The following is a 23,967-nucleotide window of genomic DNA, read 5'->3' as shown; positions in this document are numbered from 1 at the left end:
GGGCGGCCGTGTCGGCGTCGTACTCGTCGGCGGCCGCCAGGTCGCGGAGCGCCTCCGCGGCGTCGGCGGCCAGCCCGTGGACGCCCGCGTCCTCCCCGGCCTCGAACGCCAGCCCGCCTTCGCGGTCCGCGTCCCGGTACGCCACCCGTACCGTCTCCTGCAGCGTACGGCGGTGCAGTACGGCGGCCAGCGCGGCGAGCACGAGGGCGGGGGACAGCTCGGTGCCGGGCTTCACCCTCGGCTGCGATCCGGGCTGCGACCCGGACTGCCGTCCAGACAGATCGGTCACGGGCGGTTCTCCTTCGCAGGTGCGGACCGGGCCGGCTCCGCGGGGCGGGGCCGGCGCAGGGCGGACCGGTCGATGCGCTCGATCGCGGGCACGGCCGGGGCCCGGGGCTTCGCCAGCAGTTCGTCCACGTAGCAGGCGACCGCCGCGATGGTCGGGGACTCGAAGAGCAGGCTGAGCGGCACGTTGATCTCGTACTGCTGGCGGACGCGGTCCATGACCTCGGAGCCGAGCAGGGAGTGCCCGCCCAGCGCGAAGAAGTCGTCGTGGACCCCGACCCGGTCGAGCCCGAGGGCCTCGGCCCAGATGGCGGCCACCGCGGTCTCGGTCGGCGTGCTCGGCGCCTGGTGCGCCCCCGACGGGTCGACGGCCGGGTCGGGGCCGGGCAGCGCGTCCCGGTTCACCGCTCCGTTCCGGTCCGCGGCGAACCCGGGCACGACGACGAGGTGGGACGGCACCGCGGGGGCGGGCAGCCGGTCCTGCAGTCGTTGGTGCAGCCGCGCCACGACCCGGCGGCCGCGCGCGACCGACCGCGGGTCGTTCGCCACCGGGCGGTCTCCCCCGCCGCGGGCGCCGGGCCCCGGGCGCCGCCCGAAGCCGGCCGGCGGTGCCGCGGCCCGTTCGGCGCGCTCCTCCGCGCCCGGCGGGCGCGCCGAGCAGCAGTTCCAGGGATCCGGGAGCCGCACCGTACTGGACGAGCGCCGGGTACCCGGCGGCCTCGGCCGCCGCGACCGGGGCGGCCGGGTCGACGGGACCGCCCGGCGCGGCGGGGCGGGGGGCGAGGGCCGCGGTCACGTCGGCGGCGGTGACGCCCGGACCGCTCCCGGCGTGTGCCAGGGCCCCGAGCCGCCCGTGCACGCGGGCGTCGGGCACCGAGGTCACCAGGAGCCGCTCGGGAGCGTGCGCGTCCAGGTACCGGGTGAGGGCCTCGGTGGTCAGGCCGTCCGACACCCAGTCGAGGGTGTCCGCGGGCGCGCCGGCGGCCACGGGCGCACCGGCCCGCAGGACCACGTCGTAGCAGTACACGCTCAGCTCGTTCCGGTGCCGGCCGAGCCGCGGCAGCACGTACACCTCGGCCAGCCCGTCGAGACGCCCGGCCAGCCCGGTGAAGTACTCCGGGTCCAGCAGCAGTTCGTCCTCCTGGCCGACCCGGGCGGCCAGCGCGCGGCGCAGTCGCCGGGCGTCCGCGTCCGGGTCCAGCGCCTCCAGCCGCCCCGGCAGGTGCAGCGCCTCGGCCAGCGGCAGACTGCGGACGGACCCCAGGTAGACGTGGCCCCCCGGACGCAGCACCCGCAACGCGCCGGACAGGACCCGCTCCAGATAGGCGGCGTCGGGGAAGTACTGGGTGACCGCGTTGAGGACGACCGTGTCGAACCCGCGCTCCGGCAGCCCGTCGAAGTCGTCCGCGGCCTGCTGCCGGAGCGAGACGTCCTCCGCCTTCGTCGCCAGCCAGTCCTGGTGCTCGCGGATGTGGCGCAGCGCGACCGCCGAGAGGTCCGTGGCGGTGTACGTGGCACAGCGCGGCGCGAGCCGGAACAGCAGGGCGCCCGTGCGGCAGCCGATCTCCAGCACGTCGGACGGCCCGAGCGAGCGCACCCGGCGGAACGTGGTGTCGGCCCACTCCCGCATCTCGGCACCCGTGAGGTACTCGCCGGTGTGCGGGCTGTTCCAGCCGGTGATGTTGAGGGCCGGGTCGTCCTCCGCGGCCCGCGCACCGTAGGTCTCCTCGAACGCCGCGCCCGGGTCCTCCCCGCCGCGGCCGTCGTCCGGGCGCAGCGCCACGTGCGCCACCAGCTCCGGCCCCTCCGCACCGTCGTGCACGCCGACCAGGGCTCGCTCGACGTCGCGGGCGGCGTGCAGGACGGACTCGACGTCGGTGGGCTCGACCCGGTGGGTGCGGATCCGGATGCCGCGGCCCAGCGGCTCGACGTGCCCGTCGGGCGTGACGCGGGCGCGCAGTCCGGTACGCAGCAGCCTGCGCCCCGCCGTCAGGGGGTCGCCGGCCAGGAGGCGATCCAGCTCCCGGGGCCGGCCCAGGATCCCCCCGGGCAGCGGTACGCCGCCGATGCACAGTTCGCCCGGTACGGAACCGGGGACCGGCAGCCCCGCCTCGTCCAGCACCCAGAGCCCCGGCCCGGGCTCGGGAGCGCCGAGCTGCGCCAGCCCGCCGGGCTCCGCCGTGTCGCCGACCGTGTGCACGAGGACGTCCGCCGCCAGGTGCGCCGGCCCGGAGCGCAGCTGGAGTACGCAGTTCCGTGCGGCGGCGCGCAGCCGCGCGACGAGCGCCGGCCAGGGCCGTTCGCCCGCGCAGACCACCCGGCTCAGCGCGGGCAGTTCGGGTGCCGTGCCGAGCAGCTCGTGCAGCGTCGCGGTGGCGCAGCCGAGCACGGCGACCGGCGCGGACCGTACGGTCGCGGCCAGCGCCTCGGGCGTCCGGTCCACGGGGAGGACGAGGGGAACCCCCGCGGCCAGGGGCCACAGCAGCTCCCACGGCCCCAGGTCGAACCCGCGGGGGACCGTCAGGACCCCTCGGCCCGTACCGGCGTCCGCGCCGTCCCGATACGGGGCGGCGGCCCGCAGCAGTCGGTGGGCGACCCCCGCATGCGTGTTGACGGTGCCCTTCGCCACCCCGTCCACGACCTCCGGGTAGTTCACGAACGCGCCCTGGCCGGGCTCGGGTACGGCCGCGGGCCGGTCCGCGGGCCACCGGGACAGGTCGGCGGCCATGTCGAACGCCCGCACCAGCGGGTCGAGGCCGTCCGGGCCCGGGCCGTCGGTCAGCACCACGGCGGCCGAGCAGTCGAGCAGCACGTCGTTGAGGTCCCGCACCGGAGCCGCCGGGTCGAGCGGCACCGCCAGGGCCCCGGCCTTGAGCACGCCGAGGAGGGCGGCGAGCAGCCGGGGCGAGGGCGGCAGGCAGACGGCGACGGGCTGCCCGGCCGCCACGCCCAGCTCGCCGAGCTGCCACGACAGCCGGTTGGCCCAGGCGTCGAGCGCACCGCGGCCCAGGACCTCGTCGCCGTACCGCACCGCGGTGTCCTCGGGGTGCTCGCGCGCCCGGCGTTCGACCAGGGCGTTCACCGTGGTGTCGGGGAGCGGGTCCGCCGGTCCGGAGATCTCGTCCAGCCGGGTCAGCTCGCCGCGGCCCACGACGGGAAGCTCGCGGACCGGGGCGTCCGGAGCCTCGCACACGGCGTCGATGACCGTGGTCAGCGAGTCCAGCATCCGGCGCACGATGTCCTCGGTGAAGACGTCGGTGGAGAAGTAGACCGTGCCGCGGATGCCGCCGTCGTCGTCCGGCTCCAGGTCCACCTCCAGATCGAATCGGGCCGTGTTCGTGCTGAGCGGCTCGATGGTGAAGGTGAGGTCGCCCAGCCGCGCACTCCAGCGGGGCGAGTTGTCGAAGCCCATCTGGTGCCGCACCAGCGGGACCCGGGCCCGGTTGTCCCGTTCGGGCGTGATGACCTCGACGATCCGCTCGAAGGGCACGTCCTGGTTCTCGTACGCCCCGAGGCTCACCTCCCGTGCCTGCCGCAGCAGTTCGCGGTACGACGGCGTGCCGGAGGTGTCCATGCGGAGCACCAGTTCGTTGACGAAGCAGCCCGTGAGGTGTTCGAGCTGCGCCCGGCGACGGCCCGCCACGGCCGAGCCGATGATGATGTCGTCCTGTCCGCTCCACCGGGACAGCACCAGCGACTGGGCGGCGAGCAGCGCCATGAACGGCGTGGCCCGCTCGGCCTCCGCCAGCGCGGTCAGGCGGCGGACCACCTCCGGCTCCACCCGGTACCGGATCGATCCGCCCTGCCAGGTCAGCTCGGCGGAGCGGGGCAGGCCGGCGGCGACGTCCACGAGCCGGGTGTCCGCCAGGCGTTCGCGCCAGTAGTCGAGCTGCTCGGTGACCTCCGGCCCGTCGAGCCACTCGCGCTGCCACACGGCGAAGTCGCCGTACTGCACGGTGAGGTCGGGCAGGTGCGGGTCGCGGCCCTCCACGCGGGCCGAGTAGCGTTCGCCCAGCTCCCGGATGAGGACGTTCATGGCCCAGCCGTCGGTGGCTATGTGGTGCTGCACCATCAGCAGCAGGTGCTCGTCGGGGGCGAGCCGCAGCAGCGTGGGCCGCAGCATCAGGTCGTGTTCGAGGTCGAAGGGCCGGCCGGTTTCCTCGGCGCAGCGCCGCCGGGCCGCCTCCTCGCGTTCCCCGGCCGGCAGCGGACCGAGATCGACCAGCGGCAGGTCGAGGCCCCGGTACGGGTTGACGCACTGCACGGGCACGCCGTCCACCTGGTGGTAGGTCGAGCGCAGCACCTCGTGCCGCTCGACGATCTCACCGAGGCACCGCCGCAGCAGCTCCGCGTCCAGCCGGCCGCGCAGCCGTGCGGCGCCCGCCACGTTGTAGAACACGCTCTGCTCTTTCATCTGGCTGAAGAACCAGATGCGCTGCTGGGCGGGCGACACGGGCATGGCCCGGCGGTCGCCGGCGTAGCGTGCGATGCGCCCGGTGGACGCGGTCAGGGCCTGTCGGGCGACCAACCGGTCGAGCAGTTCCCGCTGTTCGGCTGTGAGTGGGGTCGGTCGCATGCGCGCCTCGCCTTCGCTGGCTGGTCATCGGTGCTGGTCGTGGTGGCGGTACGGGATCACCCGGCCGCGGCCGCGGCGGCCCGGTCGGCCCCCGCGGGCGCCGTCAGGGGCAGCGGGTGTCCGGGCAGCGGGAAGCGGCGGCACAGGTCCGCCACCCGGGCGGCCGCCTCGGCCCGTACGACCGGATCGAGGTGGTGGCGGCGGGGGCCGTCCGGCCGTACGGCCGTCAGGACCGTGTCGAGGAGGTCCGCGCACGCGGTCATCTCGGCGACCCCCATCCCGCGCAGCGCGAGTACGTTGGTTCCCAGGCGTACCCCGCTGGTGACCCGGGGGCCGTGGGGATCGCCGGGGATGGTGTTCTTGTTGACGACGACTCCGCAGCTCTCCAGGGCGCGTTCGGCGATGCGCCCGGTCAGGCCGCGGCATCCGACGTCCAGCAGGACCATGTGGGTGTCGGTGCCGCCGGTCAGCACGCGGTGGCCCCGGTCGTGCAGCTCGGCGGCGAGCGCGCGGGCGGTGGCGACGATGCGCCGGCCGCGCTCCCGGAACCGGGCGGTGCCCAGCTCGGCGAAGGCCCGGGCCTTCGCGGCGACCGTGTTGAGCCGCGGGGTGCCCTGGACGTACGGGAAGACCCCGTCCTCCAGCGTGGCACGCAGCGTCCTGCCCGAGGCGGTGTGCGTGTCCGCGTCCCGGCCCAGCAGGATCAGCCCGCCGCGGGGGCCGTACAGCTGCTTGTACGTGCTGGTCGTCGTCACGTGGGCCACGTCGACCGGGCTGGGGTGGACGCCGGCGGCGACCAGCCCCGCGATGTGCGAGATGTCGGCCACCAGATACGCGCCGACCTCGTCGGCCACGTCCCGGAAGCGCCGGAAGTCGATGGTCCGCGGATACGCGCTCGCGCCGCAGAAGATGAGCCGCGGCCGGTGCCGGCGGGCCAGTTCCGCCACGGCCCCGTAGTCGATCAGCCCGTCGTCGTCCAGGCCGTAGCGGACGGGGGTGAAGAAGCGTCCCGACATCGAGGCGGAGGCCCCGTGCGTGAGGTGCCCCCCGGCCTTGAGGTCCATGCCGAGCACGGTGGCCCCGGGGTCGAGCAGCGACCCCAGCACCACCTGGTTGGCGGTGGAACCGGAGTGCGGCTGGACGTTGGCGTGGGCGGCGCCGAAGGCCTGCTTCGCGCGGCGCACGGCGAGCCGCTCGACCTCGTCGACGAGTTCGCAGCCCGCGTGGTAGCGGGCCCCGGGGTACCCCTCGGCGGTCACGTTGCCGGCGGCGCTCGCCTCGCACACCAGGACGGCGGGGTCGGCCGTGCTGGCCGCCGCGACCATGGCGAGCGTCTCGTGCTGGCGGACCTGCTCGCGCTGCAGCAGCCCGTACAGCTCCTCGTCGCGGGCCTGGAGCACGTCGGCGCCGTGCGCGAGGGTCCGGTGCAGGATGCCTGCCATCAGGAGGTCTCCTCCTCAAGGCCGTCCAGCATGGCCCGGGTCTGCGCGCCGTCCAGGGACCGCACGTGCAGATAGATCTCCGCGAGGGCCTGTGCGTCGGCGCCGGCCGCCCGGGCCGTGCTCTCGGCCACGGCGGCCTGGTCGGCGAGGGTCCGCGCCTCGAAGACGTCGCGCAGCGACACGTCGATCCGCAGGTGGTCGCTGAGCGCGTACGCGATCTGCGTGACGCCCAGGGAGTTGCCGCCGCGTTCGAAGAAGTCGTCGTGGACACCGACGCGTTCTGCCCCGAGCACGTCGGCCCAGATGTCCGCGAGCGCGTGCTCCAGCGGGGTGCTGCAGGCCACGTAGGGCGTGGACGTGCCCAGCCGCACCGGATCGGCATCCGGCAGCGCCGAGCGGTCGACCTTCCCGTTCGCCGACAGCGGCAGGGTGCCGAGCTGCACGAAGGCGTCGGGGATCATGTAGTCCGGAAGCCGGGCCGCGAGGTGGGTCCGCAGCTCCCCGGCGTCGGGACCGTCCTGGCCGGCGGGCACCACGTAGGCGGTCAGCCCCACGCCGTGCCCGGCGTCGTCGGTGCGGACGACGGTCACCGACTCGGCCAGGCCCGGGTGGCGGCCGAGGGCCGCGTCGACCTCGCCGAGTTCGATCCGGAAGCCCCGCACCTTCACCTGGTGGTCGAGCCGCCCGACGAGGTGGATCAGGCCGTCCTCCGCGTACCGGGCCAGGTCACCGGTCCGGTACAGCCTGGCCCCCGGGGGGACGGCCGGGAAGACGCCCGCGTACGGGTGCGGGACGAAGCGCTCCGCGGTCAGCGCCGGGCGTCCCAGATACCCCCGGGACAGGCCTGTTCCGGCCAGGCACAGCTCACCCGCCACCCCGACGGGGACCGGTTCTCCGCGCTCGTCGACGATCAGCGCCTGCTGGTTGTCCATGGGACGCCCGTACGGGATGTGGACCCACCCGGGGTCGGTCCGCACGACCCGGTGGACGATGGAGTGGATCGACGCTTCGGTGGCACCGCCCATCACGACGACGTCGAGGTCCGGGAAGAGCGCGCGGGCCCGGTCCGGCAGGGACACCGGCACCCAGTCCCCGCCGAGGAAGGCGGTGCGCAGCGAGGGCGCGGCGGGGCGCGCGGAGCCGTAGGAGTCCACCAGGGACTCCAGCAGGCTGGGCGCGGAGTTCCACACGGTGACCGCGTGCCGCTCCACCAGCTCCGCCCAGTGCCGCGGGTCCTTCGCCGACGCGGCGTCGGGCAGCACCGTGGTGCCGCCCGCCGCCTGCATGCCGAGGAGTTCGTACACCGACATGTCGAAGCTCAGCGACGACAGGGACAGTACGGAGTCGCCGGGGCCGACCGACTGGCGGCGGTTGAGGTCGGCGATGTTGTTGGCGGCGCCGCGGTGGGTGACCGCGATGCCCTTGGGCCGGCCGGTGGAGCCGGACGTGTAGATGATGTACGCGAGGTCGTCCGGCCGGGCCGCCGCGGTCTTCCCGTCCCCTGCCGCCTCGGTCTCCCGGTCCCAGTCTCCGGGCAGCAGCACGACCGGCCCCGGCTCCCCGCCGCCGCCCGGAGCCGCGGCCACGGGCAGCCTGCCCAGACGGTCCTCGTCCGTCAGCAGCACGGCGGGGCGGGCGTCGCGGAGCATGAACTCCAGCCGCTCCGCCGGATAGGCGGCGTCCAGCGGCACGTACGCGCCGCCGGCCTTGAGCGTGCCGAGCACCGACACGGCCACCTCCGCGGTGCGGTCGAGGCAGACGGCGACCGCGACGTTCGGCCCGACCCCCGCCCCGCGCAGCCGCGTCGCCAGTCGTTCCGCCCGCTCGTCCAGCTCGCCGTAGGTGAGGGCGCCCCCGGACCAGACGAGCGCGGGCGCGTCGGGGCGCTCCCGCACCTGCCGCTCGACCAGTTCGTGCAGGCATTCCTCCGGCGCGGGCGCCCCGGTGGCGTTCCACCCCGCCACCGCGCGCTCCACCTCCGCGGGCGTGAGCCACGGAAGGGAGTCGAGGCGGGCGTCGGGATCCGCGGTGGCGGCGGTGAGCAGCACCTCGTAGTGCTCCCAGAGCCGGCGGACCGTCGACTCGTCGAAGAGGTCCGTCGCGTACTCGATGAACCCGGTGAAGGCACCGTCCACCTCGCGCAGCTGGACGTTCAGGTCGCACTGGGTGCCGTTGCGCTCGATGCCGGCGGCCACGGCCTCCAGCCCCGGCAGGTCGAGGACCGGCTCCGGGGCGTTCTGCAGCAGGAACAGCACCTGCGCCAGCGGGTTGACGCTCAGGTCACGCGGAATCTGCAGCTCCTCGACCAGCCGCTGGAAGGGCAGGTCCTGGTTGTCCAGGGCGGCCAGCGTGGTGGCCCGGACCCGTCCCAGCAGGTCGGCGAACGTGTGGGCGCCGTCGAGCGAGGTGCGCAGCGGCACGGTGTTGACGAAGCAGCCCATGGTCCGCTCCGTCTCCGGGGTGCGGGTGGCGACGCCCGTGCTCACCACGACGTCCTGCTGGCCGGTGCTCCTGGCGAGCAGCACCTTGAACGCGGCCAGCAGCACCATGAACGGCGTGCTGCCGGCGGCGCGGGCCGCCGCCGCCACGGCGCGGGACAGTTCGCGGGACAGGGCGACCGGCAGCTGGCGGCCGCGCAGGGTCTGCGCGGCGGGCCGTGGCCGGTCCAGGGGGAGGTCGAGCAGCCGGGGCGCGTCCTTGAGCCGCTCGCGCCAGTACGCCAGCTGGGACCCCAGGCGCTCCGGGGCCAGGTGCTCGGCCTCCCACACCGAGAAGTCCGGGTAGTGCACCTCGGGTTCCGGCAGGCCGTGGCCGTCGGGCGCGCCGGCGGTGAGGGCCGCGTACAAGGCCCCCGTCTCCTGCAGCAGGATGCCGCACGACCACATGTCGGAGACCAGGTGGTGCACACTGAGGGCGAGGACGTGGTCGTCGGCCGCCAGCCGCAGCAGCCGGGCGCGCAGCAGCGGCCCCTCCGCCAGATCGAAGGGGCGGGCCGACTCGGCGGTGAGCGCCGCGTCGAGTTCCTCCTCGGTGACCTCGGTCAGCGGCAGCCCGACGTCCACGCGTGCGTCGACGATCTGCACGGCCTCGCCGTCGAGCTGGTCGAACCGGGTGCGCAGCGCCTCGTGCCGGTCGGTCACCCGCCGAAGCGCTCCGTGCAGCGCCTCCCGGTCCAGCGGGCCCTTCAGCCGAACGGCCAGGGGGATCGTGTACGCGCTCGTGCCCGGAGTGAGCTGCTCGACGACCCACAGGCGTTCCTGCGCGGAGGCCATGGGAAAGATGGTCGGCGGGGATTTCTGCATGGCCGTCTCCACACGTAGGCGTTGCGGTCTTGGTCGGCAGCCGGGCGGGCGCCCCGCAGGGCGCGGTCCGGCGGCACCCCGGTGGCGGGGACAGACTGGCAAGGAACGCGGGCTCGCAGACAGTCCGGAACTTTCCTGACGGGCCGCCGCCCCGCGGCCCCTGCCGGGGAGGTCGGCCGGGTTCTAGGGTCGTTCGTACGCCCCGCGCCCCGATCCGGGAGGATCCCTTGTCGCCCGTACCGGATCTCGTCATCGCCCGGCGCTTCAACGGGCCGCCCGACAGCGCCAACGGCGGCTACGCCTGCGGCCGGCTGGCCGCCCTTGCGGAGGCCGCGGGGCACCTGGACGGCTGCGCCGCGGTCACGCTGCATCTGCCGGTGCCGCTGGACTCTCCGCTGACCTACCGGGTCTCCGGCAGGCGCGGGCACGCCTGGCACGGAGACGACCTCGTCGCGTCCGTGGCGGGCGGCGGCGCCGGCCTCCCGGCCCCGCCGCCGGTGGGGCCGGCGCAGGCCGGGGCGGCCGAGGCGGCGTTCGACGGTGCCGGGCATCCCTTCCCCGGCTGCTTCGTGTGCGGCACCGCACGCCCCCGCGACGGGATGGGCCTGCGGCCGGGGCCGGTCGCGGGCAGTCCCGGCACGGTGGCGTGCGCCTGGACCCCGGGGCCGGACCTGGCCGACGAGAACGGCCGGATCCGCGCGGAGTTCGTGTGGAGCGCGCTCGACTGCCCGGGCGGCTGGACCGCCGACCCGGCGCGCAGGCCCCGGGTGCTCGGCCGGATGACCGCGGCCGTCGGTGAACTCCCGCTCGCCGGTGCGCGGCTCGTTCTGGTGGGCCGGCTGGAGCGCCTGGACAGGCGCACCGCCGCCATCAGCACCGCCCTGTACGGCACGGCGCACGGACGACCGCTGGCCGTGGCCGGTTCCGTGTGGGTCGCGCTCGACGGGGCGGCCACGGGCTGACCGGGCCGGCGCGTCACCGCGGCCGGGGCGCGCGGCAGTGCGCTCCCGCTGTCGTGTGGTCTCCTCCGGGGCGGGCGTCATCGGCGGTCGGCGTCCGCGAGCACGGTGCGCAGGCGGGCCGCCAGCGTCGTCACGTGCGGTTCCGTCAGCAGGGAGAAGTGGTCTCCGGGAACCTCGTGGATGGTCAGGGGGGCCCGGGCGAGGTCCTGCCAGCCGAGTGCGGGGTCGCGGGTCAGGTCTCCGGAGCGGTCGGCCGCGCGGAGCAGCACCAGGGGGGTGCGCACGGGTTCCGGCCGGTACCGGCTCATGGCGTGGACGTGTGCGCGGGCGACCTCCCGGGCGTGTGTGTCGAGCAGCAGGAGGCGGTGCACGGAGTCGGGGTCCGTGGAGAGCAGTTCCTCGACGAGATCCGCCGGCACGCCGGACGTGTCCGCCCCGTTCCCCGCGGCGTGCGATTGCGGCGCGTCGAGCAGCCGGGACAGTGCCGGCAGGTGCGGTTCGCAGCGGTCGAGGAAGTCCACGAGGCCCTCCATCTGACGGGCCATCCGGCCAGGTGCCCTGCTGTCCAGGAGCACGACCGGCCCCACCGCACGTCCCGCCTCCCCGAGCTGCCTGGCCACTTCGGTGGCGACCACACCGCCGAAGGACCAGCCGCCGAGCAGGATCGGGCCGTCGGGCCGCAGTTCCCGGATGTGCCGGGCGTGGTGGCTGGCGAGTTCGCGGACGTCCCGGCAGGGCTCCCGCTCGCCGTCCACGCCGGGGGCCTGCAGCGCGTGGAACGGCCGTTCCGTGCCGAGGGCGTTCGCGAGCAGGCGGAACCCGCCCACGCCGCCCTCGACCGGGTGGACGCAGAAGAACGGGGGCGCGTCTCCGGCGGGCTGCAGGGTGACGACCGGACCGGTGGTGCGGTCGTCACCCTGCAGCCACCGGGCGAGGGATGCGGGGGTCGTGTGCTGGAAGAGGCCGGCCAGGGGGACCCGCCGGCCGAGCAGTTCCTCCAGCCGGGTCTGGACCCGGACGAGGAGGAGGGAGTTGCCGCCGGCGTCGAAGAAGTCGTCCTGCCTGCCCGTTCCTGGCCGGGAGAGCACCTCGTTCCAGACGCGGGCGATGTCGCTCTCCAGCCCGGCCAGGGGCGGGACGGCGACGGCGCCGGCGTCGGCGGTCCGTCCGGCGGCGGGCAGCCGGGAGCGGTCCAGCTTCCCCCTCGGCGTGAGGGGCAGTTCGGTCAGGACCGTCACCGTGGGCACCACGGGCGTGGGGAGCAGGGTGCGCAGATGCCGGCGGACGGCCTCGGTCGAGGCGTCCGGGCCGGTCACGTAGCCGATCAGCCGGTCGTCCCGCGGGAGGACGGCGGCCGTGCGGACGCCGGGTGCGGATCTCAGGGCGGCCTCGATCTCGCCGGGCTCCACCCGATGGCCGCGCAGGTTCACCTGGTCGTCCGCCCGGCCGAGCACCAGGACCGCGCCGTCGGCGCACCGGCGGCCGAGGTCGCCGGTGCGGTAGGTGCGCTCCCCGTCCTGCTCGCCGAACCGGGCCGCGGTGCCGGCCGGATCGCCGTCGTATCCGGCCGACAGGTACGGCGTACGGACGACGATCTCGCCGGTCTCGTCGACACCCGCCGGGAACCCGCCGGGTGTCCGCACCTGCAGGTCCACCCCGTCGATTCCGGTGCCGACCGGGATCGGGTCGCGGGGCGGGCGGGGGACCCGGTGCCAGGAGACCGCCTGCGGTGTCTCGGTGGTGCCGTAGAGGTTGACGAACTCGGCGTTCGGCGCCGGGAGGTCCTCGACGTGCCGGGCGGTCAGCCGGTCGCCGCCGAAGAAGACGTACCGCAGGTCGGGCAGTTCCCGGCCCGGCCGCGCGACCAGCTCGCCGAGGCCCGGGGTGAGGTGGGCGACGGTGACCTGCTGCCGGAGCAGCCAGCGTACGAGCCGTTCGGGGGACCGCGCCTGCTCCTCGTCCGGTACGCACACCGTGCCGCCGAGGGTCAGCGGTCCGAGCGCCTCGCGCAGGAACGGGTCGTGCCCGAGCCCGCCCAGCGCGCTCCACCGGTCGCCGGGGCCGAGGCCGAACTCGCGCGCCTGCCGGTCGAAGAAGTGGGTCAGCGGGGCGTGCGTGCCGATCACGCCCCTGGGGGTGCCCGCGGTCCCGGAGGTGAACGCGAGGTACGCGGCGTCCCACGGACCGACCGGGACACCGGGCCGCGGCGCCGTCGCGGTGAGGTCGGTCCGCAGCACCACCGGTGCGTCCAGATCCGCCGCCGGCCCGAGCCGGACCAGCGCGCGGGCCCCGGAGGCGGCCAGCAGCCGACCGCGTCTGGCCGGCGGGTCCGCGGGGTCGAGCAGGACGAACGCCGCCCCGGCCTTCAGCACGCCGACCGTCGCGCACACCAGTGCCGCGGACCGCGGGCCGTCCAGGGCGACCCGCTCGCCCGGCCGGATCCCGGCGCCGGACAGTTCGGCGGCGAGCGCGTTGGCCCGCTCGTCCAGTTCCCGGTAAGTCCAGGTCCCGGCGGCGTCGGTGAGCGCGACCGCCTCCGGTGCGCGGTCCGCTTGTGCTTCGACGAGGTGGTGCACGGCGTGCTCGGCACGCCGCGGCAGCACCGGCGCGGGCCGCACGGGGGCCGCCGCCGGGTGCTGGAGCCGGTACTCCTCGACGGGGCGGTCCGGTTCCGCCGCGATCTGCTCCAGCAGGGACACGTACTGTCCGAGGAGCCGCTCCATGCGCTCCGGCAGGAACAGGTCGGTGTTGTGGACCAGCGAGAACGACAGCCCGGGGCCCTCGTCGTCCACGTACAGCGTGAGGTCCAGCTTCGACGCCGTCTCGTCCGGCAGGTCGGCCGTCACCGTCACGTCCGCGAGGTCGGTCACCGGCGCGGCCCCGGGGAGCATGTTGAGCATGACCTGGAAGAGCGGCTGGCGGCTGAGGTCGCGTTCCGGCGCGACGGCCTCGACGATCTGCTCGAACGGCACGTCCTGCCGGTCGAACACCTCCAGCACGTGGTCGCGGACGCGGTCCAGGAGGTCACGGAACCCGGGGTTCCCGGACAGGTCCGTGCGCAGCGGCAGCATGTTCAGGAAGCAGCCGACCAGCTGCTCCACCTCGGCGTGGTGCCGGCCCGACACGGGGGTGCCGACGACGACGTCGCGCTGTCCCGCGGCCCGGCCCAGCAAGAGCTGGAAGGCGGCGAGCAGCGTCATGAACAGGGTCGCCCCGGCCGGGCGGCCGACGGCCCGCAGGCGGGCGGCGCTCTCGGGGTCCAGTTCGGCGTGGACCCGGCCGCCGGTGAAGGTCTGCACCCGGGGCCGGGGCCGGTCGGTCGGCAGGTCCAGCAGCGGGGCGTCGGCCAGGTCGGCGTGCCAGCCGGCCAGCTGGTCCGCCAGCGGGAGACGGCGCTGCCAGTACGCGTAGTCGGCGTACTGCACGGGCAGCGGCGCGAGGCCCGCGGCCGAGCCGCCGGCCCGGTACATCTCGGAGAGCTCCCGCGTCAGCACCCGCAGGGACAGGCCGTCCCCGGCGATGTGGTGCAGCGTCGCCGCCAGGACGTGTTCGCCGGGCCGGACGCGCAGCAGCAGCCACCGGATCGGCACGTCGCGCGCCAGGTCGAACGGGACCGCATGCTCCTGCCGGCAGCGGGCGGCGACCTCCTCCTCGGTGACGTCCACGGTCGGCAGCACGTCCGCGGGCGGCTCGACCACCCGCGCCCACGGCACCCCGTCGCGTTCCTCGGACACGGTGCGCAGGACTTCGTGGCGCCGCATCAGGTGCGTGATCGACCGGCGCAGCGCCGGGACGTCGAGATCCCCGGTGAGCCGCAGGGTGCACGGGATGTGGAAGGCGTCGCCGGCGGACCCGAGCCGCTCGACGAACCAGATCCGCTGCTGCGCGTAGGACAGCGGGGCCGGTTCGCCGTCCGGCCGGCGGGTGAGCGGGGCCGCGGCCGGCTGTCCGGAGCCGGTCCGGGCGGCGCGTTCGAGCAGCCGGGCAAGCCCGGCGGGGGTCGGAGCGTCGAACACGGCCCGCACGGGCAGGTCCGCGCCGAAGGCCGTGCGTATCCTGCGCACGAGGGTGGCCACGAGCAGCGAGTGGCCGCCCAGCTGGAAGAAGTCGTCGTGCGGCCCGGCCGCGTCGATGCCGAGCACCTCGGCGACGAGTCCGCAGAGGATCTCCTCGCGCTGGGTCCGCGCGCGCCCCGGGCCGCCGGCGGCCGCCGCGGGCGGGTCGGGGAGCGCGCGCGCGTCGACCTTGCCGTTGCGGCTGAGCGGCAGCGCGTCGAGCGGGACGTACGCCGCGGGCACCAGGTGCCTGGGCACGATCGCGCCCACGTGCTCGCGCAGCGACTCGCCGTCGACCTCCCCGGCCTCCGGGACGACGTAGGCGACCAGCCGCTGGTCCCGTACCTGCACCACCGCCTGCCGGACGGCGGGGTGCCGGCTGAGCGCGGCCTCGATCTCGCCCGGCTCGATGCGGAACCCGCGCAGGGAGATCTGCCGGTCCGCCCGTCCCAGGTACTCCAGGGCGCCCGAGCCCGACCAGCGGGCCAGGTCGCCGGTGCGGTACATGCGCTCTCCGCCGCGGCCGAACGGGTCGGGCAGGAACGACGCGGCGGTGCGCCCCGGCTGCCGCAGGTACCCGCGCGCCAGCTGGGCGCCCGCCACGTAGAGTTCACCGGTCACCCCGGCGGGGACCGGTTGCAGCCGGTCGTCCAGGACGTAGCAGCGTACGTTCCACACCGGGCGGCCGATCGGCGGGAGCGGCGCGGTCTGCTCGTCCGCGGGCGGCGACGTCCACGTGGTGACGACGTGGGTCTCGGTGGGGCCGTAGTGGTTGTGGACGCGGACCCGGGTGCGCAGGCGCTCGACGGCGTCGGTCAGCACGAGGGCCTCGCCGGCCTGGACGACGTCGGCCAGCCCGGGGGTCTCCTCCCCCGGTGCCTCGGCCACCGCCTCGATCACGGTGCTGGGTGCGAAGTACCGGTCGATGCGCTGCTCCCGCAGCCAGGCCCGCATGGCCTCCGGTTCCATCCGCAGGTCCCGCCCGGGCACCACCAGGCACTGGCCGGTGGTCAGGACGGACAGGACCTCCTGGGCGAAGACGTCGAAGCCGCTGGCCGCGGTCTGGGCGGTCCGCGTCCCCGGCCCGCCGGGAAGCCGGTCGGCGTGCCAGGCCAGCAGGTTCACCAGCGCACTGCCCGGCATGACGACGCCCTTGGGGGCGCCGGTCGAACCCGAGGTGTGGATGACGAAGGCGGGGTGCGCGGGGAGTAGGGGGACGGTGCGCTCCCGGTCGGCGACGTTGCTGCCGGAGTACGCCGCGAGGTCCTCCGGCAGCTCGCTGAGGACGAGGTCCGCCTCGGACGAGAGCAGGGCGATCCGCTCCGCGGGGTGTTCCCGGTCGATCGGCAGGTAGGCGGCACCGGCCTTGAGGACGGCGACCACGGCCACCACCAGCTCCGGCGAGCGCGGCAGGGCGAGGCCGACGGCCGACTCCGGTCCCGCGCCGCGGGCGATGAGCCACCGCGCCAGCCGGTTCGCCCGGGTGTTCAGCGCGGTGTAGGTGAGGGCGCCGTGCACGGCCTCGGCGTCCGGTGTGCGCTCCACCTGGGCCTCGATGAGGTCCGGCAGGGTGCGGGGCGGGACCGGCCGGCGGGTGTCGTTCCACTCGGTCAGCACGCGGTCCCGTTCGGCCGCGTCCAGTAGGGGCAGGTCACCGATGCGTACGCCGGGGTCGGCCGCGACGGCGGAGAGGACCGCGAGGTACCGGGCCCCGATGCGCTCGACGGTGGCGCGCTCGAAGAGGTCGGCGTTGTACTGGAGCCCCAGGTCGATCCCGGCGGCCTCGCCCTGCGCTCCGTGCGCCCGCACGTTGAACAGCAGGTCGAACTTGGGCGCCGCGACCTCGGCCTGCTCCCAGCGCATGGTCAGGCCCTCGACGTCCAGCTGCCCGTCCGGGAACTGGTCGAAGGCGATCATGGTCTGCACCAGGGGGTGCCGGGCGGCCGAGCGTACGGGGCCGAGCTGGTCGACGACCCGCTCGAACGGGACCTCGGCGTTGGCGTAGGCGTCGAGGGCGACCGCGCGCACCCGCTCCAGGAGAGCGGTGAAGGACGGGTCGCCGGAGGTGTCCGCGCGCAGCACGAGCGTGTTGACGAAGAACCCGACCAGCTCGTCGAGCCGCGGATCGTCGCGTCCCGTGGTGGGTACGGCGACGGGAACGTCCTCGCCCGCGCCGAGCCGGGTGTACAGCGCGGCGAGCGCCGCCTGCATCACCAGGAAGAGCGTGGCCCTGTTGCCCCCGGCCACCCGCAGCAGGTCCCGGTGCAGGTCGGGGGCGATGCTGAAAGGCACGGTACCGCCGCGGCCGGTGGGCCGCGCGGGCCGCGGCCGGTCGGTGGGCAGGGCCAGTTCCTCGGGGAGCCCTGCCAGGGCCTCCCCCCAGTAGCCGAGTTGCCGGGACATCCTGCTGTCCGGGTCGCTCTCCCGCCCGAGCAGCTCGGTCTGCCAGTGCGTGTAGTCGGCGTACTGGAGGGGCAGCTGGGGCAGGCCGGCGTCCCCGCCGGTCCGGCGGGCGGCGTAGGCGGCCGCCGTGTCGCTGATCAGCGGGCCCATGGAGGCGCCGTCGCAGGCGATGTGGTGGAGCACCAGCAGCAGGACGTGCTCCCGGGCGCCCAGGGTGAACAGGTGCGCGCGCAGCGGAATGTCGGCGCGCAGGTCGAAGGGGGCCGCGGCCGCCTCGCTGAGCCGGTCCGCCAGCTCCGGCTCCGTCACGGTCTCCGTCCGCAGGTCCGGTGTCCGGTCGAGGACGTGCTGGTACGGCTCCCCGGCCGCCGCGGGGAAGACGGTGCGCAGGCTCTCGTGCCGCCGCACCACGTCGGCGAGCGCCGCGCGCAGCGCCGCCGGGTCCAGCTCGCCGGACAGGCGTACCGCGACCGGCATGTGGTAGGCCGGGCTGTCCGGCTGCATCTCGGCGAGGAACCACAGCCGCTGCTGCGCGTGCGACAGCGGCACGGCCTCGCGCCGCGGCACGGCCCGCAGCTCGGGGCGTGCCTCACCCGCGTCCGCCAGGCGCGGCCCCAGCTCGGCGACGGTGGGGGACTCGAACAGCACCCGCAGCGGCAGTTCGACGCCGAGCGCCTTGCGTACCCTGCTGACCAGCCGGGTCGCGAGGAGGGAGTGCCCGCCGAGCGCGAAGAAGCCGTCGTCGATGCCGACCCCGTCCACCCCGAGGACGTCGGCGAAGACGGCGCACAGGATCTCCTCGCGCGGCGTGCGCGGCGCCCGGGACGCGACCCTGGCACCGGGGTCGGGCAGGCGCGCCCGGTCCAGTTTGCCGTTGGCGGTCAGCGGCAGCTCGGGCAGGACGACGACCCCCGCCGGCAGCGCGTGCGACGGCAGCCGGCCCGCCGCGTGCCGGCGCACGGCCGCCGGGTCCACGGCCAGGCCCGGAGCGGGCACCGCGTAGCCGTACAGGTGCCCGCCGCCAACGATGTGCGCCGCGGCCTGCGCGACGTCGGGGTGGTCGGCGAGGGCGGCGGCGACGTCGCCGAGTTCGACGCGGAACCCGCTGACCTTCACCTGCTCGTCGGCGCGGCCGAGGAACTCCACCAGGCCGTCGGCGCGGCGGCGGCCGAGGTCGCCGGTGCGGTACATCCGTGCCCCCGGCCCGCCGAGCGGGTCCGGCAGGAACCGGGACGCGGTGAGGCCCGGCCGGCGGTGGTAGCCGCGGGCGAGGCAGGCGCCGGCCGCGTACAGCTCTCCGGCCGCGCCGTCCTCGACCGGACGCAGGTCTGCGTCGAGAACGTGCAGCCCGGCGCCGTCCACCGGGGTTCCGATCGCCGGGGTCTCGCTCGTGTGCAGGCCGCACACGAGCATGTCGACCGTGCACTCGGTCGGCCCGTACAGGTTGAACGCCCGCACGCCGGTCAGCGCGCGCAGGCGCCGCCACAGCGGTTCGGGGACCGCCTCGCCGCCGAGCAGCACCACGCCGGGCCGGTGCCGCCCGGGGGCGAACAGCCCGGCGTTCAGCAGGTGGCCGCAGAAGGTCGGGGTGACGTCCACGACGTCGATCCGGTGCTTCTCGACGGTGGTGAGGAACGCCCCGGTGTCGCCGAGGACCGCGTCGTCGACCAGGTGCAGATGGTGCCCGGCCAGCATCCACAGCAGTCCGCACCAGGAGGCGTCGAATCCCAGCGGCGCGGAGAGCGCGACGCGCAGCCGCCGGTCGCCGGCGGTGGGCGCGAAGACGGTCTTGCCGTGCGAGTGGAACAGGCTGACCACGCTGCGGTGTTCGACCGCGACGCCGTTGGGCCGGCCCGTGGTGCCCGACGTGTAGAGGATGTAGGCCCGCTGCGCCGGATCGGTGCGCAGGCCGAGGGGGCCGGGATCCTCGCCGTCGGCGTCGAGTTCGTCCAGGCACAGCCGGGGCACGCCCTCGGCGTCGGCGGCCCCGGCCGCGGTGCGGGCGCCGCGCGAGTGGAGCAGAAGGCGCGGGGCGGCGTCGGCCAGGACGAGGGTGCACCGCTGGGCGGGGGCGTCCTCGGCGAGGGGCAGGTACGTCGCCCCGGCCTTGAGCACGGCCAGCAGGACCGCGACGGTGTCCGCCGACTTGCCCGTGGCCACGGCCACGATCTCCTCGGGGCCGGCGCCGTGCCGGCGGAGTACCCGGGCGAGCCGGTTGGCGCGGGCGTCCAGCTCGGCGAAGGTCAGGGCGTGCGTGCCGTCGGTCACCGCGGGCGCCCCGGGGGTGCGGGCCGCCTGCCGCTCGAAGACCTCGGGCAGGGTCCGGGCGGTGCCGGCGTCGAGCCGGGAACGGTCCACCTTGCCGCCGACGGTGACGGGCATCGCCGGCACCGCGACGACCCGCGAGGGGATCATCACCGGGGGCAGCCTGCCGCGCAGGAACGAACGGACGGCCGCGGCCGTCGGCGCCTCGCCGGCCGCGGGCACCACGTGGGCGACCAGGTCCTTGTCGCCGTTCCCGCGGTCGTTCACCGACACCGCGACCTGGGCGATGTCGGGGTGGTCGGCGAGCACCACCTCGATCTCGCCGGGCTCGACACGGTGCCCGTGGATCTTGACCTGGCGGTCGGTGCGGCCGAGGATCTGCAGGCCGCCGCCGCGGCGGCGGGCCAGGTCGCCGGTCCGGTACATGCGCGTGCCGGGTGGTCCGAACGGGTCGGGGACGAACCGCTCCGCGGTCAGTCCCGGCCGGCCGAGGTAGCCCCGGGCGAGCCCGGCTCCGGCGATGTGGAGTTCCCCGGCGGTTCCGTCGGGCACCGGAGCGCCGTGTTCGTCCAGGAGGTGGATCCGGTAGCCGGCGCGCTCGCCGCCGATGGAGGGCAGCTCGTCCCAGTCCCGGTCGTCCAGAATCCCGCAGGACGCCTCGACGGTGGTCTCCGCGGGGCCGTAGCCGTTCTGCACGACACGGCCGTCCGCCCGCCACCGGCGCACCAGGTCCCTGCTGGGCGCCTCGCCGCCGATCGACAGCTTCCGCAGGTCGGGCAGGTCGTAGCCGTCCAGGAGGGAGAGGGTGGCGGGCGTCGACAGGAACACGCTGACCCGTTCCCGCCGCATCAGGGCGGCCAGCGCCCGCGGGTCGAGCAGGACAGCCCTGGGCGCGGAGACGAGGCAGCCGCCGCCGGCCAGCGTCACGAACATCTCGTACACGCTGACGTCGAACGCCGGGCTGGTGAACTGCACGACCCGGTCGCGGGGGCCGGGGGCGATCCGGCCGGGTGTGCCGCGGACGAAGTTGACGGCCGCCGCGTGCTCGATCAGCACGCCCTTGGGCTGCCCCGTGGAGCCGGAGGTGAAGATGATGTAGGCGAGGTTGCCGGGACGTGCCGGGCAGGGCGGTGCGTCGTCCGGTCCGTCCCGCCGGCCGGGTTCGACCACGGTGACCGCGGCGGGCAGCTCGCGGGCCCGCTCGGCGGAGGCGACCACCAGGCGGCATCCGGTCTGCCGCAGGGCGTCCGCCCACCGCTCGCGGGGGTGGAGGGGGTCCAGCGGAAGGTAGGCGGCCCCGGACTTCATGGTCGCGAGCGCCGCGGTGGTCAGCTCGGCGCCGGAGTCGAGCAGGACGGCGACCGGGACGTCCGGCCCGGCACCGTGCTCCCGCAGCACCGCGGCCAGCCGGCTGGCGGCGGCGTCGAGTTCGGCGTAGCTCACCGTGCGGTCGGGGGTGCGCAGCGCCGGGGCGTCGGGCTGTTCCGCGGCCCTGTCCTCGAACAGCTCGTGCAGCAGCCGGGACTCCCGGCCGGCTCCGATCCGGCTCTCCGGGGACGCGGCCATCGCGGTGAGGACGCCCAGGTAGTCGTCGCAGAGCCGCTCGATGCGCTCCGGGTCGAACAGGTCGGTGGCGTACTCCGCCCACAGGCAGATGCCCTCGCCGATGACCTCGGTGATCTCCACGGTGAGGTCGAACTGCGAGGTACGCCGCGGCAGCGGGAAGGGGCCGACCTCCACGTCCCCGACGCGGACCGACTCGGCGATCGCGTGGTGCATGGTGAAGCACACGTCGAACAGCGGGTTGCGGCCCGGTTGGCCGGTGCCGCCCAGTTCCTTGACGAGCCGGTGGAAGGGCACGTCCTGGTTCAGGTGCGCACCGACGACCGTCTCGTGCGTGCGGCGCAGCAGTTCGCCGTAGGTCGGGTTGCCCGCGGCGGAGGTGCGCAGCACGAGCGTGTTGGCGAAGTAGCCGATCAGCCGGTCGGTCTGGCGCCGGGTGCGCCCGGAGAACACCGAGCCGACGCACAGGTCGGCCTGCCCGGTGTACGCGGCGAGGAGCGCGTTGAAGCCCGTCAGGTAGACGCTGAGCGGGGAGACCCGGCGGTCCTTCGCCAGCGCGGCCAGGTCGTCGGCGAGCCGGGCGGGGAGGAAGAGGGAGTGGACCGCTCCGGCGCCGCTGGGCCTGGCGGGACGGGGGCGGTCCGCCGGAAGCACGGGGACCGCCGCACCGGCCAGGCGCTCGCGCCAGTAGCCGAGCTGCCGGGCCCTCAGCTGCTCGGCGGCGGCGCCGCGCTGCCAGGCCGCGAAGTCCCCGTACTGCACCGGGATGTCGCGGAGGACCGGCGCCGCGTTGTCGCCGGCGGCCGCGTAGCAGGCGACCAGCTCCTCGACCAGGATCGTGAGCGACGCCCCGTCGAAGGCGATGTGATGGACGACGAGCACCAGAACGTGGTCCTCGTCGTCCACCCGGACCAGCGTCGCGCGCACCACCGGCCCCCGTGCGAGATCGAACGGCTCGTCCCCCAGTCCGGCGACCAGTTCGGTCACGCTCTCCTCGGCGCGGCCGGTCGCGTCCACCACCCGCAGGTCCGGGCCACCGGGCGGGGTGACGACCTGGTGCGGAGTCCCGTCCTCCTCGCCGTAGCAGGTGCGCAGGATCTCGTGCCGTCCGACGATCGTGCGCAGGGCGTGGGCCAGCGCCGCCACGTCGAGGGGGCCGCGCAGCCGCACCGGGACGGTGGCGTTGTACTCCGAGCGGGACGGCTCCCACCGGTGGAGGAACCACTGCTGTTCCTGGTTGAACGACAGCGCCAGCCCGGTGCGGTCGGCGACCGGCCTGATCCCGTCGGCCCCCGGCGCGGCCGCGCCGGGGGCGGCCGCACCGGTGGTGCGCCGCAGCGACCGCCGGGTCTCCGCGAGTGTGGGGCGACGCCGCGTGCTCATCGGGCCTCGGTCCCCGGGGTCGGGCCGGGCGCGGGTTCCGCCGCACCGGGCTCGGGGGCGCCGGCCGGTGCGTGGTCCGCACCGGGCTCCTGGACCGTGCCCCGGCGGGCGAGATCACGGATCGTGTGCTCCCCGAGCACCGTGTCCACGGGGACCTCGACGCCGTGCTCACGCGCGCGCGTCACCACCTGGATCGCCCGCAGCGAGTTGCCGCCGGCGGCGTAGAACTCGTCCTCGACGGACACGTCGTCGACTTCCAGGACTTCGGTCCACAGCCGCGCCAGCAGTTGCTCCACGGCGCCGTCCGGTTCCCCGGCGGGGGCCGGGCCGGCCTCGGGCTCGGTGACCGGGTCGCTCTGCCGCACCAGAAACGGCAGCGCGGCCAGGGTGGTCGTGGCGGGTGCCTGCATGATCGCCTCGAACGTGCGCGCCAGGTCCCGGGCTGTCCCCCGCGTGAACGCGTCGGCCGCGCAGGAGAGCCGTCCGGTCAGCGCACCGCCCTCGCTCCACAGCTCCAGCAGCACGTCGAACGGCGAGTGCTCCTCCCCCGGTGGAAGGACCAGGGTGACCTCCCGGCCGAACAGCGGCGGCATGTCCACCGTCTCCTGCAGCACGGCCCAGGCACGGGCGAGCGGCAGCCGGCCGCCGCCCCGCTGGGGCCGGACGTCGTCGATGATCCGCTCAAAGGGCACCGAGGCGTTGGCGAACGCCTCCAGACACCGCTCCCGGGTGTGCCGGAGGAGTTCGGCCAGCGACAGGTCGCCGTCCAGGTCGATGCGTACCGGAACCGTGTTGACGAAGAAGCCCACGAGCCCCTGCAGCTCCGGCTCCTCCCGCCCGGACACGGGCATGGCGACCACCACCGACGACTGGCCGCTCCAGCGGCCGAGCAGGGCCGCGTACCCGGCGACCGCGATCATGAACGGGGTGAGGCCGCCGGCGGCCCGGTGCAGCCGCTCCACGACCTGCGCGGAGACGGCCACGTCGGCGGACCCGACCGCGTAGGTGGGGCGGGGCGGGCGGGTGTGGTCCTGCGGCAGGAGGAGGTCCGGGACCCCGGCCAGCCGCTCGCGCCAGTGGGCGAGCTGGTCGTCCAGGGCTTCGGACTCCAGGACCTTGCGCTGCCAGGCCGCGAAGTCGCCGTACTGGATCTCCAGCTCGGGCAGCTTCGGCTCACGGCCCGCCTCCCCCGCGGCGTACAGCTCGCTCAGCTCGCCGAGCAGCACGTCCCGGGAGCGGCCGTCGCTGACGATGTGGTGCAGGACGACGTAGAGGATGTGTTCGCCGGTGCCGAGGTCCAGCAGGTGGCAGCGGAACAGCGGGCCCTCGGCCAGGTCGAAGGGCTCGTAGGAGAGTTCCCGCAGGACCGGGTCCAGGTCGCCGGACGCCTGCACGAGCCGCACGTCCACCTCGGCGGAGGGCGCCACCACCTGGACGACCTCCCCGTCGGAGAGGCGGAACACGGTGCGGAGCACCTCGTGCCGTTCGACGATCGCGCTCAGGCAGCGCCGCAGCAGGTCGACGTCGAGCGCCCCGCGGAAGCGCAGGCCGCCCGCCACGTTGTAGATCTGTTCTCGGAGGCCGGACTGCTCGTGCAGCCACAGCCGCTCCTGGCCGAAGGACGCGGGCAGCATGAACGTTTCGTGGTCGGACATCGGCGTGGATCCTCACGTTCGTTCGGCTTCGTCGGCCGCATGGCGGATGGCGGTCGGTGGCCGGTCGACGGCGGCT

6 protein-coding genes and 1 pseudogene are annotated in these 23,967 nt (G+C 75.4%); 1 reads left to right on the top strand and 6 read right to left on the bottom strand.

The features are described from left to right. Positions 1-285: 285 nt before the first annotated feature. The 4 genes and pseudogenes from ABD317_RS37710 to ABD317_RS02880 form a co-directional block, all read right to left on the bottom strand. Entirely contained in the window at positions 286-603 is a 318-nt protein-coding gene (locus tag ABD317_RS37710; protein ID WP_425582253.1) for a phosphopantetheine-binding protein, read from the bottom strand. A gap of 940 nt (positions 604-1,543) precedes the next feature. Beyond that, positions 1,544-4,744, bottom strand: a pseudogene (locus tag ABD317_RS37705) (condensation domain-containing protein); the annotation flags it as partial. A gap of 173 nt (positions 4,745-4,917) precedes the next feature. After that, positions 4,918-6,303: a serine hydroxymethyltransferase gene (locus ABD317_RS02885; protein WP_344287483.1), complete on the bottom strand. Its 1,386-nt coding sequence runs from the start codon at positions 6,301-6,303 to the stop codon at positions 4,918-4,920. Continuing rightward, complete coding sequence (locus tag ABD317_RS02880) at positions 6,303-9,575, bottom strand: non-ribosomal peptide synthetase (protein ID WP_344287481.1); 3,273 nt, start codon at positions 9,573-9,575, stop codon at positions 6,303-6,305. The genes ABD317_RS02885 and ABD317_RS02880 overlap by 1 nt, the downstream gene beginning before the upstream one ends. A gap of 257 nt (positions 9,576-9,832) precedes the next feature. On the opposite strand from ABD317_RS02880, the gene ABD317_RS02875 reads away from it, so the two are divergent. Then, on the top strand, positions 9,833-10,567 hold the full coding sequence (locus ABD317_RS02875) for a hypothetical protein (RefSeq protein WP_344287479.1): 735 nt from the start codon (positions 9,833-9,835) through the stop codon (positions 10,565-10,567). A gap of 77 nt (positions 10,568-10,644) precedes the next feature. Here the strand turns inward: ABD317_RS02875 and ABD317_RS02870 are convergent, their stop codons facing one another. Beyond that, positions 10,645-22,236, bottom strand: a complete 11,592-nt coding sequence (locus ABD317_RS02870; protein ID WP_344287477.1) for an amino acid adenylation domain-containing protein — start codon at positions 22,234-22,236, stop codon at positions 10,645-10,647. Next, entirely contained in the window at positions 22,233-23,891 is a 1,659-nt protein-coding gene (locus ABD317_RS02865; protein WP_344287475.1) for a condensation domain-containing protein, read from the bottom strand. The genes ABD317_RS02870 and ABD317_RS02865 overlap by 4 nt, the downstream gene beginning before the upstream one ends. Positions 23,892-23,967 lie beyond the last annotated feature (76 nt).

This window comes from Streptomyces synnematoformans (assembly GCF_039531005.1).
GTDB lineage: Bacteria > Actinomycetota > Actinomycetes > Streptomycetales > Streptomycetaceae > Streptomyces > Streptomyces synnematoformans.
The sequence above is the reverse complement of the archived record's forward strand: the minus strand, read 5'-3'. Positions and strand labels throughout refer to the sequence as shown.